The 17,128-nt window shown below is 61.9% G+C and carries 12 protein-coding genes; 2 read left to right on the forward strand and 10 right to left on the reverse strand.

Features of this window, described 5'->3' with window-relative positions; genetic code table 11:
• Positions 1-31: 31 nt before the first annotated feature.
• On the forward strand, positions 32-1,462 hold the full coding sequence (trkA, locus tag Q1M07_RS10625; RefSeq protein WP_300453752.1) for a Trk system potassium transporter TrkA: 1,431 nt from the start codon (positions 32-34) through the stop codon (positions 1,460-1,462).
• A 9-nt stretch (positions 1,463-1,471) separates the two neighbouring features.
• Positions 1,472-2,926, forward strand: coding sequence for a potassium transporter TrkG (locus Q1M07_RS10630; protein WP_300453754.1), 1,455 nt, complete (start codon positions 1,472-1,474; stop codon positions 2,924-2,926).
• A gap of 142 nt (positions 2,927-3,068) precedes the next feature.
• On the opposite strand, the gene Q1M07_RS10635 is transcribed toward Q1M07_RS10630, so the two are convergent.
• From Q1M07_RS10635 to Q1M07_RS10680, 10 genes are all read right to left on the reverse strand, one after another.
• Positions 3,069-5,951, reverse strand: coding sequence for an EAL domain-containing protein (locus Q1M07_RS10635; protein ID WP_300453756.1), 2,883 nt, complete (start codon positions 5,949-5,951; stop codon positions 3,069-3,071).
• 9 nt (positions 5,952-5,960) lie between these two features.
• Positions 5,961-7,172 carry a hypothetical protein gene (locus Q1M07_RS10640; protein WP_300453758.1) on the reverse strand — a complete coding sequence of 404 codons (1,212 nt, stop codon included), beginning with the start codon at positions 7,170-7,172 and terminating at the stop codon, positions 5,961-5,963.
• Positions 7,147-7,617 (reverse strand): hypothetical protein, encoded by a 471-nt coding sequence (locus Q1M07_RS10645; RefSeq protein ID WP_300453760.1) that lies wholly within the window; start codon positions 7,615-7,617, stop codon positions 7,147-7,149. Before Q1M07_RS10645 ends, Q1M07_RS10640 begins: the two co-directional genes overlap by 26 nt.
• A 106-nt stretch (positions 7,618-7,723) precedes the next feature.
• Positions 7,724-8,794, reverse strand: coding sequence for a sulfate ABC transporter ATP-binding protein (locus tag Q1M07_RS10650; RefSeq protein ID WP_300453762.1), 1,071 nt, complete (start codon positions 8,792-8,794; stop codon positions 7,724-7,726).
• Between the two features lie 85 nt (positions 8,795-8,879).
• Complete coding sequence (cysW, locus tag Q1M07_RS10655; protein WP_300453764.1) at positions 8,880-9,755, reverse strand: sulfate ABC transporter permease subunit CysW; 876 nt, start codon at positions 9,753-9,755, stop codon at positions 8,880-8,882.
• Positions 9,752-10,612, reverse strand: a complete 861-nt coding sequence (gene cysT, locus Q1M07_RS10660; RefSeq protein ID WP_300453766.1) for a sulfate ABC transporter permease subunit CysT — start codon at positions 10,610-10,612, stop codon at positions 9,752-9,754. The genes cysW and cysT overlap by 4 nt, the downstream gene beginning before the upstream one ends.
• A gap of 65 nt (positions 10,613-10,677) precedes the next feature.
• Positions 10,678-11,682, reverse strand: a complete 1,005-nt coding sequence (locus Q1M07_RS10665; RefSeq protein WP_300453768.1) for a sulfate ABC transporter substrate-binding protein — start codon at positions 11,680-11,682, stop codon at positions 10,678-10,680.
• A gap of 221 nt (positions 11,683-11,903) precedes the next feature.
• Positions 11,904-13,139, reverse strand: coding sequence for a D-alanyl-D-alanine endopeptidase (gene pbpG / locus Q1M07_RS10670; protein ID WP_300453770.1), 1,236 nt, complete (start codon positions 13,137-13,139; stop codon positions 11,904-11,906).
• 120 nt (positions 13,140-13,259) lie between these two features.
• Positions 13,260-14,378, reverse strand: coding sequence for a patatin-like phospholipase family protein (locus Q1M07_RS10675; RefSeq protein WP_300453772.1), 1,119 nt, complete (start codon positions 14,376-14,378; stop codon positions 13,260-13,262).
• 116 nt (positions 14,379-14,494) lie between these two features.
• Positions 14,495-16,795 carry an NADP-dependent malic enzyme gene (locus Q1M07_RS10680; protein ID WP_300453774.1) on the reverse strand — a complete coding sequence of 767 codons (2,301 nt, stop codon included), beginning with the start codon at positions 16,793-16,795 and terminating at the stop codon, positions 14,495-14,497.
• Positions 16,796-17,128: the final 333 nt, after the last annotated feature.

Raw genomic sequence — 17,128 nt, forward strand, 5'->3', positions numbered from 1 at the left:
CGCCGCCCGGCTGTCGGGGGGATCAATAAGAATGCGTATCGTCATCCTGGGCGCTGGCCAGGTCGGAGCCAGCGTTGCCGAAAGTCTCGTTTCCGAGAACAACGACATCACGATCGTCGATAGCGACCAGTCCCGCCTGTCGTACCTGCAGGACCGTCTGGACCTGCGAACGGTGAGCGGCAACGCCGCCTATCCGTCCGTGCTGGCGAGCGCCGGTCTGGAGGATGCCGATCTGCTGATCGCGGTGACACAGAGCGACCAGACCAATCTTGTCGCGTGCAAGGTGGCGCACAGCGTCTTCAACGTCCCGGCACGTATCGCCCGCTTGCGCGCCCGCGATTTCCTGGACAGCGAAAGGCTATTGTCCGCGGAAAACTTCGCCGTCGACTATGCGCTGTGTCCGGAACAGGTGATCACCGAGTATATCGCGCGCCTCGTCGACTTTCCCGAAGCGCTGCAGGTGCTGAACTTCGGTGACGGGCGCGTGGTCGTCGTCGGTCTTCGTGCCTACGCCGGCGGCTTGCTGGTCGGTAGTCCGATCAAGGCAATGCGTGATCACCTGCCGCCCGAAATCGATGGGCGCATCGCCGCGATCTATCGCCGCGACGGTGCGATCACTCCTACCGGTGAGACGATCATCGAGGATGGCGACGAAGTGTTCCTGCTCGCCGCCGACGAGCACATCCGCGCCGTGATGCGCGAGTTGCGGCGTTCGGTCGCCCCCGTGCGGCGAGTGATGATCGCCGGTGGCGGCAACATCGGCCAGCGTGTCGCACAGGCGCTGGAGGGCAAGTGCGAAGTCAAGCTGATCGAGGTCGACCGGCAGCGCGCCGAGTTCGTTGCCATGTCGCTGAAATCGGTGCTCGTCCTGCACGGCGATGCAACGGACGAGGAGTTGCTGCAGCAGGAGGCGATCGACGAGATGGATCTCTTCCTCGCGCTGACCAACGACGACGAAGACAATATCATGGCCGCGTCACTGGCCAAGAAGATGGGCAGCAAGCGGGTGGTGGCATTGATCAACCGGCGCGCCTACGCCGATCTGGTGCAGGGTGGACCGATCGACATCGCCATTTCGCCGGCCCAGGTGTCGATCGGCACGCTGCTGACCTACGTGCGCCACGGCGATGTGGCGCAGGTACATAGCCTGCGACGCGGTGCGGCCGAAGCTCTCGAGATCGTCGCCCACGGCGACTCGAAAACCTCGAAAGTCGTCGGTCGGCGGATCGGCGAGCTACCGATTATCCAGGGCTCGTTCATTGCCGCCGTCGTGCGCGACCTCGAACGCGGCCAGGATACCGCTTTCCTCGGCCTGACCCGGAAGAAACAGGCCGGTCGGGTGCTCATCGCGCACAAGGATGTGGTGATCCAGACGGGCGACCACGTGATCGTCTTCTGTCTCGACAAGAAGGTCGTCAAGGAGGTCGAGAGGCTGTTCGCGGTCGGCTTCCACTTCTTCTGAGGGAACGTCATGCAACGCTATTACCCGGTCGTGCGGGTTCTGTCCATGGTCATCTTGCTGTTTGGCTTGACGATGACCGTTCCCTGGGGCTTGTCGTGGGCAATGCACGACGGCGCCGAGAGCGCCTTCGACGAGGCCCTGCTGCTTACGGTAGGCAGCGGCGCCGGCCTGTGGTACGCAACGCGCAAGGAGAAGCGCGATCTGACGATCCGCGACGGATTTCTGATGGTCGCGCTGACATGGACGGTGCTGCCGGTTTACGCTTCCTTGCCGCTGGTTCTGCAGCTCAATGCGAGCTTCACCGACGCCTACTTCGAAGCCGTTTCGGGACTGACGACCACCTGCGCGACGGTTTTCGAAGGGCTGGATCATCTGCCGGTGTCGATCAACTTCTGGCGTACCCAACTCGTCTGGCTCGGTGGCATGGGCCTGATCGTTCTGGCGATCGCCATCCTGCCGCTACTCGGCATCGGCGGCCGTCAGATGTTCAAGGCCGAAACGCCGGGACCCATGAAAGACTCCAAAATGACTCCGCGCATCGCCGAGACGGCAAAAGGCCTGTGGGTGGTCTACACGCTGATTTCGATCGCTTGCGTCCTCGGCTACCAATGGGCGGGTATGAGCTGGCTCGACGCGATCATGCACATGTTCGCCACCATGGGACTGGGCGGTTTTTCCAGCCACGACGCGAGCTTCGGCTACTTCGATTCGCCGCTCATCGAAGCGGTCAGCGTCTTCTTCATGTTGATCGCCGGTTGCAACTTCGCCACCCATTACGTCGCCCTGTCCGGTCGTTCTCTGCGCCCCTACAAGGCCGATCCGGAAGCCGGGATGTTCCTGCTGGTAACCCTGGGCAGCGTCGTCGGAATTGCCGTCTTTCTTGTCGCACACGACGTTTATCCGACTCTTTCGGAAGCGCTGCGCTTCTCGGCGTTCAACGTCGTGTCGATTGCCACGACTACCGGCTTCGCCAATACGGACTACGCGTTGTGGCCGTTTTTCGCGCCGCTGTGGATGCTTTTTCTTTCCAGCTTCGCGACCAGCGCCGGTTCGACGGGCGGGGGCATCAAGATGATCCGCGCCATCGTTCTCTACAAACAGGTCTACCGCGAACTGGCGCGTGCCATGCACCCCAACGTCGTTCATCCGGTCAAAGTCGGCGGCGAGGTGCTCTCTTCCAAGATTCTGTTTGCCGTGCTGGCTTTCGGCTTCATGTACATGGTGTGTATCGTTTCGATGACCCTGGCACTCTCGTTTTCGGGGCTCGAGATCATTACCGCATTCTCGGCAGTCGTCGCCAGCATCAACAACACCGGGCCAGGCCTCGGACAGGTCGGACCGGCGAGCAATTTCGCGGTGTTGTCCGACTTTCAGACCTGGGTGTGCACTTTTGCGATGCTTATCGGTCGGCTCGAGATCTTCACTTTGCTCGTCGTGATGACCCCGGCGTTCTGGCGCAAGTAGGGGGTGGCCGATGCGCTACCGCAAGCAACGAGCGAGGCGTCGAAAAGTGTTGGCTTAAGGCGGAACGCAGGCAGGACAACGAGTTCATAATGGGTTGGCCGGCCTGCATGGCTGCAGCAGAGGAATCGGGGAGGGTCGTTGCTCAGCAGATATCCGGCGTCGGTTTGCCGATGAAGTAGCCCTGCGCGTAGTCCACCCCGAAGCCCCGCAGCATGTTCAGAGCGCGCTCGTCTTCGACGAACTCGGCGACCGTCCTCTTGCCGAAACCCTTCGCTACCTGAGCCAGAGCTTTCACAAAAACCTGGTCGTCTGGACTGTCAACGAGTGTGCGCACGAAAGAACCGTCGATCTTCACGTAATCCACGGGCAGTTGCTTGACGTAGTTGAACGACGAAAATCCGACGCCGAAGTCGTCGAGTGAAAACGTACAGCCGAGTTCGCGCACGGCGTTCATGAAGGTTCGGGCAGCGGAGAAGTCCGATACGGCGGCCGTCTCGGTGATTTCGAAGACCACGTCGCTCGCCCTCAATAACGGATGACGCGACAATTCATCGCGAATGAACGACAAAAGCGTCGCATCATTGATGCTGACGCCGGACAGATTGATCGAGAATTTGTACCGCTTGCCGCGCCGGAACAAGGCCAACATCTTTCGGAAGACCTGCCGGATCACGTTGCGATCGATGTCACGTATCAGGCCGCTGTTCTCCGCCACCTCCATGAACAGACCCGGCGGAATCGTCGAACCATCCGTCTTCCGGATGCGAACCAGCGCTTCGTAGTGGCTCACTCGGTGCGTGCCGATATCCAGTATCGGCTGGTAATGGACGACCAAGCTGTCGTCGATCAACGACCGGTTGATCATTTCCTCCCAGTGCAGACGGCTCTGCATCTTCTCCTGCACTCCCTCGCCCTCGGAATAGACATGCCAGCCCGCCCCGCCCTTCGACTTGGCCTGATACATCGCGATATCGGCGTTGGCCAGGAGCTGCTTGACATCCATTCTCGCCTCCGAGAAGACGACGATCCCGATACTCGCGGAAACGCGATGGCTTGCTCCCAGTCCGGGAAACTTGATTTCCGCGAGCCGGCGATTGATCTTCTCCGCCACCTGGATGGCGCCATCACGATCGCATTCGTGCAAGAGCACGCCGAGTTCGTCGCCTCCCAGCCTGCCCAGCAGGTCGCTGGCACGCGCCACGTTGCCGACCTCGTCGGCCACAACACGCAGCAGCGCATCGCCAGCCTGATGCCCGCTCAGATCGTTGACGTACTTGAAGCCGTCCAGGTCCAGGTAAAGCAGTGCGCCGTCGTGGGCCAGACGGCGTGCGCTGAGCAGCGCCTGATCGAGCTCGTACTGAAAATGTTGTCGATTGATCAGACCGGTCAGCGGATCGTGTTCGGCGAGGTAACTGACGTGCGACTCGGCACGCTTGCGCTCGGTGTGGTCAATGCCGACCGACAGGATGATCACCTCGTCGTCGGTGCGACCGGAAAGCCGGGAATGGTTCCAGGTTATTTCGAAAGACTCTCCGTTGACTCCCAGCAAGATCGATTCGAGTTGGGCGTGCTCGAGGCTGCCGCTGGCAATTTGCTGCAGAACCTGCCGGCTATCGGTAGCCGACGCTTCATCGGGAAGAAGCAGATCAAGGAAGCGCTTACCCAACAGGTCCTCCGTTTCCCAGCCCGACAGCAGGTGCCCATAGCGATTCAGGGTCAGAATCCGCCCATCGACATACTGTGTCAGGATGATGACCTGTGCTGTATCGAGCAGGTTCCGGTTGAAGTCGCGCTCGATCGATATGCGCTGCAGCATGCCCTGCATTTCCGCCGAATGCGCGGCGACGTCCCTCTCCAGTGTCTCAAGCCGAAACGACAGGGCGATTGCCGCCTCGTCCAGGGCATCGATCTCGTCATCGACCAGCCGCCGGGCACGCAAGGCGATGCGCGTGCGGGCCTCGGCAAAAGCGCTGCGCCCCAGCAACGGGATGGCACCAACCGCCTTGGTCATGCGCTGCAGTGGCGCATGGACGAGCAGTGCTAGCAACAGGAGCGACAACAGCGAAGCGAGCAACTCGCCCTGCAGGCGGCTCCACACCGACTTGCGTATGTCGGCCAGGGGCTGCGTAAGATCATCGATGACCACCAGCAGGGGAGGTGAGGCCGCGCCATCGAGGGAGTCGAGCACCAGGAAAGATAACTCAAACTGCTGCTCGCCGTACGTCAGAACGCCCCACGCCCGGCCGCCAGGTAGCGCCGGCACCGTCGTCAGTTGCTGTAGCAGAGGCAGGTTGCGTTCGGCGCTACTCAGCCCAAGAACCTGGTAACCGATCTTCGGCAGATGATTCCGGTCAGTGGACGCCGCCGGGGCATTCTCTTTCGGGATCAGAACGCCGAGATCGGCTCCCGACAAGCGGTTGAAGGAGACCACCACGTCAGCCAGCGAACTGCCCAGCACGACCGCCCCGGCAACCTGACCGGCAAAGAGGACGGGCGCCGCGGCAAACTGGGTGCACAGCTCTCGACGGCAACGCGTCCAATGCATCGCTCGTTCCAACTCGATGACCTCGCGCACGTGCGCGTCCTGATCCTGCTCGGCCAGATCACTGATGCTCCAGCTCACCTGTGGAGGACCAGCCTTCGGGTAGACCTGCAGGGAGTCGATACCGAGATCGAGCTGCAGCACCGGCCAGTAGCCATCGAAGTGCTGCCGCAGCAGAGCGTTGCCCGCCACGCTCTGCAACAGGCTCGCGCCGACCGAGTCATGGGCAGCCAGCATGCCGGCCAGCCCTTGCATGCGCAAGCCAAACTCGCTACGCAAGGCGAAGGCCTCGGTGACCAGGAGTTCGCGGGTCGCCGCGCGTTGCCGTTCGAAACGACTCGTCAGATCGTGGAAATGCAGCCATGACAGCGCCCCGTTGACCGACAACATGACGACGCCAAGCGTCAGCAGCACTTTCCATTTCAGGCTGAGAAATCGGGAAGCGTGGCGACGCGTTTTCGGCAGAGAGAGGGTGTCGGCCATCACGCAGTGCTAGAAGCGGAACGAAGCTTGCGCCATGACGTTGTTCCAGTACCGGCGTAGCGCCTGCATGTCGGGGTTATCCTGCACGGCCAGGAATCCCGTGCCGTCGACCCAGTGGGCCTCGACCCGCAGCATGAACTGTTGCGTCACATCATAGCGCAAGCCCACCGACCAATCTCTGGCGAAGCGCGTGAAGGCCGGCTGGCGAGTGGCTGCGGCAAAGATTTTGCCATGGCGGTCATCGTTGTCCGCGTAGTACGCGTCGTAACGCAGGTGCGCCTCCCATTGCGGAGCGAAGCGGTAGGTGCCCTGCACGTAATAGCTTCTGCCATCGGCCGTGCCGTTGTAGAAAAATGGGCCGAAATCGCTGACCGACGTGCGACGAAAAGCGTACTCGCTGGTCAGACTCCAATTCTCCGCGTTGTACTGTGCCGAAAAGATCAGCGGCGTCAGCTTGAAACGCCCAGCCTGCAGGCGATCTCCGAAACCCGGCCGGTAACGCAGATCAAGGCGCGTCGCCGTGAATCCCAAGCGATATGTCCCGCCGGCACCCTCATACATGACCTGGAAATCCGAAGCCAGCTGCGCGTCCAGGCGGCCGGGTCGGTTCAATCCCACCAGGGCGACCAGGGCGGCATCGGTATCGGTCTGCGGTTGCCCCATCGCGAAGCTCGCCGCCAGACTGCCGTCTTCGGCGTAGCGTTCACCGTAGATCTCGGCGCCATCGGCCGACACCGTCAGGTTGCGCGTACGCTCGAAATAGATGGATTGCGGCAGGATGATGCCAGGTCGGGTGAAAGGAACGTCGCGCGTCGTGTTGTACAAGCCATAGGCCGTCTTGATTCGTCCGAGGCGGATTCCGCCCCGCCCGTTCTCGCCCGACAGCGCTGTCCAGTCGAGCAGACCGTAATCCAGCCGGACATCGCCATTGTCCGTGCCACCGGCCCGGTGCGAGAGCAACTCGGCCGACACCTGTAGCTCCGGCGTCAGCCGCCAAGAGGCGTTCACCCCGATCTCCGAAAAATTGTTGCTGACCCCATCGTCGCTCGGTCCGAAGAAGTTGTTGTCGCTGGTATTGACGAGCGACAACGAGGCGAAGCCGTGCACTTGGACACTGCCGTCCAGCAGATCCAGGGCGAACGCCAGCGTCGCCCCCAGCCAGAGTCCGCCGGCCAGGACAATGCGCGACGCGTTCCTAGCGAATCTTGAGTACGCGTACATTGGGATTCACCTCGCTCGCCTTCACGTAACCGATCGCTCCGGGTGTCGATGCGACGCGGGCCAGCATCTCCTGTGTGGAAGCAACGACTTCGGGGTACTGCCCTTGCCCGGAAAACACCTGCCGGTCCCAAGCCATCCGCAACTGGTGAGGAAACACCTGAAGCAGACTCTTGCTGAAAGTGGCATGCTCGGGGGCGTCATCGCGCAGAACGAAGACCCTGGTCGGCGTATCGCCTGGCCATTTTTGCAGGAGCATGCCGAATATGGCGCGCAGAGAGGCGCGCGGGATGGATTCTTGACTCGTCGCCGGATGGGCGATGGCAACCATCACCGGCTCGGCTGTTTCCGCATGAGCCACGGCGAAAAAGAAGGACGAGGCCAGCAGTTTGAGCAACAACACCCACGCCAGCGAAGCCCTGAATTTAATGGCAAGAAGCTTTTCCATCCAGGCGCATCCTACCAGACAAAGCGGGCTAGCGATCCGTCGTCCGAGGAGACTGGCACGGTTCATCGCTGGCCATTCGTGGCGCGGGGCGCTCCCGGAGCATCAGCTAGATGCCTGATCCCTCATCTTCCAAGGTCGTCTCGGGCAGGGCAAAGACACGCACCTGGCGCGGTTTGAGCCACACTTGCTGACCCCTGACGAGGGACAACAGGGCCGCCCGTTCGCGAGTGAGCTCGACTTCGATCAACTCGGTCGCGTGCGCCAGCTCGACCCGCACCAGGGGGCCGATGAGGTGCACGTCCTGCACCCGCGCCTCGAGGCTGCCGACAACCGGCTGACGTTCGATGTCGATGTCGTGCGGTCGAACAAAGGCCATTGCCTCAGCAGACGCGTAGGCGGCAGGGGATTCACGGCCTATCTCGGCCCACGCGCCATGAACACGACTGTGAAAGACGTTGACGTTGCCCAGGAACTGGTAAACGAAAGGCGACGCTGGAGCCGAGTAGACCTCGTCCGGCGAACCGATCTGCTCGATTCTGCCGCGGTTCATGACCACCACCCGGTCGGCGACTTCGAGCGCTTCTTCCTGATCGTGCGTCACAAACACGCTGGAAATGTGCATCTCGTCATGCAGGCGCCGCAGCCAGCGGCGCAGTTCCTTGCGGACCCGGGTATCGAGCGCACCGAAGGGTTCGTCGAGCAACAGCACACGCGGCTCGACAGCCAGCGCGCGCGCCAGCGCGATGCGTTGCCGTTGGCCGCCCGAGAGCTGTGATGGGTAGCGGTCGGCAAGCCAGTCGAGTTGGACGAGATCGAGAAGTTCCATCACCCGGCGGCGGATCTCTGCCTCCGTCGGGCGAACCCGGCGCGGCTTGACGCGCAGGCCGAAGGCGACGTTCTCGAATACCGACATGTGGCGAAACAGGGCGTAATGCTGGAAGACGAAGCCGACCTTACGATCACGGGCCGGCAGATGAGTCGCCTCCTCTCCGCCGAACAGCACCTGCCCGTGGTCCGCGCTCTCCATCCCGGCGATGATCCGCAGCAACGTCGTTTTGCCACAGCCGGACGGACCGAGGAGAGCGACGAGTTCTCCGCTCGGGATGTGCAGATTGATGTCTTCGAGCGCCACGAAGCTGCCAAAGCGTTTGCCGATTGCGCGTATTTCGATGCTCATAAAAGTGGCTTACCATGAATGGCACGCAAGGCGTGCGGGCGGCGCGGCTCGGACTGGGGCTTGACCCCGAGGCGGTAGCCGCTCCTCAATTCTTTTCTGGCGGCAGCTCGGCCTTCAACATGAGTGTTTCCCGGCGCATGCGCCATTCGACGATCGTCTTGGCCAGCAAGGTCACCAGCGCCAGCAGAGCCAGTACCGACGCAGAAGCAAACGCGCCGACAGCGTTGTATTCGTTGTAGAGAATCTCGACATGCAGCGGCAAGGTGTTGGTCTGGCCGCGGATATGCCCTGACACGACCGAGACGGCGCCGAACTCGCCCATCGCGCGGGCGTTCGCGAGAATCACGCCGTACATCAGCCCCCATTTGATGTTTGGCAGCGTGACGCGGCGAAACATCTGCCAGCCCGTGGCGCCGAGCGACAGGGCGGCCTCTTCTTCCTCCTTGCCCTGCGCCTGCATCAGCGGAATCAACTCGCGGGCGACAAACGGACAGGTGATGAACATCGTGACAATGATCATGCCGGGCAGCGCAAAGACCACCTTGATCTCGTGCGCTGCCAGCCACGGCCCGAAGAGGCCTTGCGCACCGAAAATCAACAGAAAGACCAGACCGACTACCACCGGCGACACGGCAAACGGGAGGTCGATCAGCGTGATCAGAAGGCTCTTGCCGCGGAAATCGAACTTGGCGATGGCCCACGCGGCGGCAAGACCGAAGACCAGATTGCCAGGCAAGACGAAAAGCGCGACGGACAGCGTCAGCCCAATTGCCGAGAGCGCTTCCGGATCGTCCAGCGCCTTGGCATAGGCGGTCCAGCCGGTGGCGAACGCCTCGCCGAAAACCGCCAGCAAGGGTAAGGCAAGAAAGAAAAACAGGAATCCCAGCCCGACGCCGAGCAGCAAGACCCGCACCCAGCGCGGCTCGGCAAGGGCGCGCTTCACGGCGGCGGCCCCGCTCACCGGCGCTCATCGGCGCTGCCCGAGCGCCTGTGGAGACGACTGGCGGCCCACCATTGCAGAGCGTTCACCGCCAAGAGCATGACAAACGAGATGATCAGCATGACCACCGCGAGCGCCGTGGCGCCGACTACGTCGTATTGCTCGAGCTTGGCGATGATGAGCAGCGGTGTGATCTCCGAAATCAATGGGAGGTTTCCAGCAATGAAAATCACTGAACCGTACTCACCGATCGAGCGCGAGAAGGCCAGCGTGAAGCCTGTCAGCAGCGCCGGAAACAGCGCTGGCAAAAGGACGCGAGTGAAGGTCTGCCAGCGGGAAGCACCAAGCATGGCGGCCGCCTCTTCGATTTCCGGTTCGATGTCCTCGATCACCGGCTGTAGCGTCCGCACGACAAAGGGAAGACCGATGAAGGTGAGGGCGACGACGATGCCCAGCGGAGTGAAGGCCACCTTGACGCCCAGCGGCTCGAGGTGCCGGCCAATCCAGCCATTGCCGGCGTAAAGCGTCGCCAAGGTGATCCCGGCCACCGCTGTCGGCAAGGCAAAGGGTAGATCAACCAGCGAATCGACCACGCGCTTGCCGGGAAACGGATAGCGCACGAGGATCCAGGCGACGATGAGGCCGAAAAAAGCGTTGATCATGGCCGCCAGCAGCGACGCGCCAAACGTGACGCGATACGAGGCGAGCGCCCGTTCGCTGGTGGCGATGGCCCACCACTGTGCGAGACTCAGCTCGCTCGCCTTGAAAGCGAGGCCGGCCAGCGGCAGCAGAATCAGCAGCGACAGATACACCAGAGTGCAGCCCAGCGACAGGCCAAAGCCAGGCAGCAGTCTTCGGCCGGAAGCCGGGCGAGGCATCGGGCGACTCGATTTCACAACAGCCACTCTTATGTCTTTCAGGCAATTCGACGGCTATAGGGCTGCTATTTCTGTTGGTAGATTTGGTCGAAGCTGGCACCATCCCTGAAGTGTGCTGACGACGCCTTGGCCCAGCCACCAAACACCTCGTCTACCGTGAAGGTCTTGATGGCCGGAAACTGAGCCGCGTATTTTCTGAGCAAGTCCGGATCGCGCGGCCGCAGATAATTCTGCGCCGCGTTTTCCTGGCCAGCCGCCGACCACAGGTAGTCGAGGTAAGCCTGCGCTTGCCTTCGAGTTCCCTTCTTGTCGACCACCCGGTCGACGATGGCGACGGGAAATTCCGTGAGGATCGACAGCGAGGGGTAAACCACTTCGAACTCGCCCTTGCCGAACTCGCGAGCGATCAACTCGGCCTCGCTCTCGAAGGAAATCAGGACGTCGCCGATCTTGCGCTGCATGAAGGTGGTCGTCGCGTCACGCCCACCAGCGGCGAACAAGGGCGCATTCTTCAGCAGCCGGGCGACGAAATCCTGCGCCGTGCGGTCGTTGCCGCCGGTTTGCCTGAGCGCATAGCCCCAAGCCGCGAGATAGGTGTAGCGACCGTTGCCGGTATTCTTGGGGTGTGGCAGGATGACCTGGATGCCCGGCTTGACGACATCGCTCCAATCTCGTAGCCCCTTCGGATTGCCCTTGCGGACGATGAACACCATGGTCGACGTGTAGGGCGACGCGTTGGTGGGGAACTTCTTCGCGTAGTCCTTCGCAACAAGACCCTTCTCGGCGAGGAAATCGACATCCGACGCCTGGTTCATGGTCACCACATCGGCCTCCAGCCCGTCGGCCACCGCCCGCACCTGCTTGCTCGAACCGGCGTGCGACTGCTTCAATTCGATCGACTCGCCCGAGACCGCCTTCCAGTGCTTCTGGAAAAGCGGGTTGTAGTCCTTGTAAAAGTCGCGCGCCACATCATAGGAGACGTTGAGCAAGCTGACGTTCTCGGCCAGCACCGTCGCCGCAAAGAGCAGGGTGACGAGGACGGCGGGCAACTTGCGAATCACTCGAAACATACGTTACTCCATGGAAGCCAGAAAGATAACGGGAATACTATAGCCAATACAATTAGAACTACAAAGCAGCAATATCTATTTAGTTATGCCAATATCGAATATCCATGCTTGGCTCTGGCGACGAGACCGGAGCTAGAGCGACCGGGACGATTCAACATCACCGCTGAGCGCAGCAAAAAAAAAAGCCACGGCGTCCCGTGGCCACCCCTCGGCAGGACCGGTCAGGCACGCGTCGGCGGCTTACCCGGCAGCGAAGCGCTTTCCATCCAGCGTTTGATTCGGTTGGCGTCGCCGATACGGGTCTGCTTGCCGGTGGAATCGAGCAACACGATGACCACCGGTTTGTCCGCAACGCGCGCCTGCATGACCAGACACTTGCCAGCTTCATGGATGTAGCCGGTCTTCGACAGCCCGATCTCCCAGGTCGGACTGCTGACCAACTGATTGGTGTTGTGAAAACCCAGCTCACGACCGTTGACTTCAGCTCTGGCGCCGGCGGTCGTCGAGAATTCACGGATAAGGGGATAGCGGTGCGCCGCGGCAACCATCCGAGCCAGATCGTAGGCCGTGGACACGTTGTTGCTGTTGAGACCGGTCGGATCCTCGAAATGCGTGCGCGCCATGCCAAGCGACGCCGCTTTCCGGTTCATTGCGGCGACAAACGCGGGCATCCCGCCTGGATAGTGCCGTGCCAAGGCGTTGGCCGCACGGTTTTCCGACGACATGAGCGCCAGCAGCAAGGCCGTTTCGCGCGGGATGACCGTACCCACGTGCAAGCGCGAACGGCTGCCGCGCAGGTAATCCACGTCCTCCTCGCTGATCGTGATCGGCGCCTGCAGATTGGGCAGGCTATCCAGAACGACCATCGCCGTCATGACCTTGGTGATCGAAGCGATGGGCACGACGGCATTGGCGTTCTTTTCGTACAGCGGCTCGCCGCCATCCTGTGGAATGACCAGTGCGGAGCCCGACTGTAGCGCCAAGTGCCCGGTCTCCTGCCACACGTCGACATTGCTGGCCAAGACGCGGGGTCCGGCTTTCTTCTGGGCGCCGCGCGAGTAACCGCTGTTGGCCGACGACGAGATGATTCGGCTGCCCTGCGCCGGACGCGCGGAGTTCGGCTCGGCGGCGTGCCGGACGACCGTCTTGCCCGAAGTTCTCGGCGTGACGGCGGCGGCGCGCGTTACAGGCACGGCCTTGGCTTTTTCCGCAACCACATTCGCCTTGCCTGACCTTTGCCCGGCAAGCGGTTGGCTCCTGCCCTGCCGTGCCATCAGCGGCGCCTTACCCTTGGCGGCCGCCTGGCCTTGACTCTTCTCGGAAACCGGAGCGACCTTGCTTTTCGTCACCTCGGTCTTGCCTTTGACTTTCTCCGCCGCCTGCGCGGCATCAATCGATGTCAGTCCGGTGCCGGCCAGGGCACCCAGCAGCAACGCTGCCCTCAGCTTAGTCCGCATCGCATGCCTCCTGCGTGATTCAGTTCGTGGCGATTCTACTACAGGCCGTCGCCAAGAGCACATAGATTCCGAAAAATTAGTGGGATAGCGGATGTATGTAATGTGAGATGTCAGGTAGTTTCAGGGCTCCAGGAAGGCTATGACTTCGTCCCGACAAGCCATGGCGTCCTTGTAACCCAGATCGATCAGCGCGCCAGTGTAGTCCTGCTCGAAGAGCAGATAACTGGTCAAAGCGCCTCCGCGCCGGTTCATCGCGCCCAGGCTGCGCAACAGTGTTCTCACGGCCCAAGGCAGACTCTTGGCATGCCGTGTGGCAAGGTCGTCGAGACCCACGGACGGCGAGATGACCAGCGACTGCACTTGGCGCAAGCCGAGGTCAGCACCAGCCCGCGACTGATCCGGAATGATCGAGAGCGTTTGATTGATCCGTTCCATGCCCTCCAGGTCGACCGCCAGGCTATCGACAAAAATCGACGCCATGGCGTGGCCGGCGATCTGCGCCAGCGTCGGATAACGCCGTGAGCTTTGCCGCGGGCGCGCATCGTAGGCTCGCCCCACGGCGATGATCAGGACCTTTTCCGCTCCCAGATGGATGGCCGGCGAGATCGGTGCCAATTGGCGCATCGAGCCGTCGCCGAAGTATTCGCGATTGAGATGGACTGCTGGGAAGATGAAAGGAATCGCACTCGACGCCATCAGATGATCGATCGACAGGCGCGTCCGACAGCCGGTACGCTGCATCCGGCGCCACGTCTCCACTTCCGGGTGGGCCTGAAAAAAGCTGACGCTGTGACCGGTTGCATAACCCGACGCGGTAATGGAAACCGCGTACAGCGAGCCCTTGGCAAGCGAGCGGTCGATGTTGCTGAAATCCAGCTGTTGCTCGAGCAACTGGCGCAAGGGCTCGTTGTCAAGCAAGGATCGCGGGCTACGCTTGACCGCCCAGCCGAGCAGCCAGCGGAAACCCGCAAGACCCATGCCGAGAGGATCGGCACGATAGATCTGGCCGGCATGCATGTTGCGCCACACGTCGGCCAGCGCTTCGACGGCGGCACTGAAGTTGTGAGCATGACAGGCCAGGGTCGCGGCGTTGACAGCGCCGGCCGAGGTTCCACAAAGGATGGGAAACGGATTGCGCGTCGGCCCGCCCAGCAGTTCGCGCACCGCCAGCAACACGCCGGCTTGGTACGCCGCGCGCGCGCCACCGCCACCAAGGACCAGAGCCGTTCTGTTGCTCATCTGTTCATTACGGGGCGCCGCGTCGTGCGAAACTGGAAATGTCGCCTACGCAAGCCTGACCAACGACCTGCCAGACAATCGCGGCAGGGCAGGCCGACTCGCTCGAAGTCGTCGGCTCAACGCTCGTTCATCAGCTTCTCGACTACCGTCAGCGCCGTCATGTTGACGATGCGTCGCACCGTCGCCGTCGCGGTCAGGATGTTTACCGGCTGAGCGGCACCAAGCAGAATCGGTCCGATCGTCACGTTGTCGCCGGAAGCGATCTTGAGCAGGTTGAACGAGATGTTGGCCGCATCGAGCGTCGGCATGATCAGCAGATTGGCCTGCCCTTTCAAGCGCGCATCGCCTGGAAAGACCCGCTGCCGAATGGCGTCGTCGAGCGCCGCGTCACCGTGCATTTCGCCCTCGACTTCGAGGCGCGGCGCACGCTCCTTGAGTAGCCGCAGCGCCTCGCGCATCTTCAGCGCCGTCGCTGTGTTGGCCGAACCGAAGGACGAATGTGACAACAGGGCGACCCGCGGCGTGACACCGAAACGGCGAACCTCGTCGGCCGCCAACAGCGTCATGTCGACCAGTTGTTCGGCGGACGGGTCGTAGTTGATGTAGGTGTCGGCAATGAAGAGCGTCCGATCGGGCAGCAGCAGCAGGCTCATGGCGTAGAGGTTGCGCACACCGGGCGCCAGACCGATTACATTCTCCACATATTCGCGATGCACATCGTGACGCCCGAAAGTGCCGCAGATCAAGCCATCGGCGTGACCCATACGAACCATCAAGGCACCGAACAGCGAGGCGCGCCGTCGTACCTCGCGCCTGGCAAAATCAACCGATACACCCTTGCGTTCAGTCAGCCGTCGATACTCACGCCAGTAGGACTCGAAGTTGGCCGCGAAGAAATCGCCATAGTCGGCGGCAACGATCTCGAAATCCGTGCCCGCACGGACGCGAAGGTTCAGCGCTTCGAGCTTGCCGGCGATGTCGCCCGGATGGCCAATCAGGATCGGTCTGGCAATCCCTTCATCGACGATCACCTGCACGGCGCGCAGCACGCGCTCGTCGCCGCCTTCAGCGAAGACGATCCGCCTGGGCGCCTGCTTGGCCTGCGAGAAAACCGGTTTCATGATCAAGCCAAAGTGGTAGACGAATTCGTCGAGACTCTCCCGGTAAGCGTCGATGTCCTTGATGGGGCGCGTCGCCACTCCGGATGCCATGGCCGCGGCGGCAACCGCCGGCGCGATCTTGCCGATCAAGCGCGGGTCGAAGGGGTTAGGAATCAAGTATTCCGGGCCGAAGTTGCCGACCTGTTCGCCATACGCTTTCAGCGCCACGTCCGATTGCTCGACGCGTGCCAGCTCAGCGATCGCCTTCACCGCCGCCAGCTTCATCGCTTCGCTGATCGTGCTCGCTCCGACGTCGAGCGCGCCGCGAAAAATGAAGGGAAAACAGAGAACATTGTTGACCTGGTTGGGATAGTCGGAGCGGCCGGTGGCGATGATCGCATCGCTGCGCACCGCCTTGACCTCCTCAGGTCGGATTTCCGGATGGGGGTTGGCCAGTGCCATGACCAGCGGATTGGGCGCCATTCTGGCCACCATCTCCGGCTTGAGGACGCCTCCTGCCGACAGCCCGAGAAAGACGTCGGCGCCGTCGATCACTTCACCCAGGCTGCGGGCTTCGGTCCGCTTGGCGTAGCGCCCCTTGATGTCGTCCATTTCTTCCAGCCGTCCCTCATAGACCAGCCCCTTGATATCAGTCACCCAGATGTTGTCGACCGGGATGCCCAGCATCACCAGAAGATCCAGGCAGGCCAGTGCGGCAGCGCCGGCACCCGAGGTGACGACCTTCACGCGGTCCAGTTCCTTGCCTTGCAGGAAGAGCCCATTGAGGATCGCCGCACCGACGACGATCGCCGTTCCATGCTGGTCGTCGTGAAAGACCGGAATCTTCATTCGCTCGCGCAGCTTGCGCTCGACGTAAAAACACTCCGGCGCCTTGATGTCCTCGAGGTTAATGCCGCCGAAAGTCGGTTCCAGCGAAGCAATGATGTCCACCAAGCGATCCGGGTCGCGCTCGTCGATCTCGATGTCGAACACGTCAATATTGGCGAACTTCTTGAACAGCACGGCCTTGCCTTCCATCACGGGCTTCGCCGCCAACGGGCCAATCGGTCCCAGCCCGAGGACAGCGGTGCCGTTAGTAATCACGCCGACCAGATTGGCGCGCGAAGTGAGTGTGCTGACTTCGCCGGGCCGCGCGACGATCTCTTCGCAGGCAGCCGCGACGCCCGGCGAATAGGCCATCGACAGGTCGTACTGGTTGGTCAGTTGCGTCGTCGGCTGGATCGCGATCTTTCCCGGCTTGGGGTTGCGATGATAGAAGAGCGCAGCGGTGCGCAACTGGTCTTTGTCTTTGCTCATTTCCACTCCTTTGACGGGCATCCATCCTGCCCCAGCGACTTCCTGTGACCGCCCAGCGGCGACCGATCACCCACCCAGGCATGCCGTCCCGGCACGCGCCTTCACGCGCCGCGGCCGGCGTCGATGAATCGCCAGTGCCGCCTGGAGCTATGGCATAATTACACAAACTTTAAGTTCCTTGTAGCACCATCGCCTAGCATGCTGATCTCACCCCCCTGCACTGGGCTTGTTTCTCGCCAGCCGCGACCGACGCGTCGCATCCGACGGGCCTTGGCGGAAGACTCCGCCTCCCAGCCCGGTTGGCCAGGCTTTGCGCGCGCCGCGCCACGGTAA

The organism is Accumulibacter sp., assembly GCF_029255285.1.
In the GTDB taxonomy this organism is placed as follows: domain Bacteria; phylum Pseudomonadota; class Gammaproteobacteria; order Burkholderiales; family Rhodocyclaceae; genus Accumulibacter.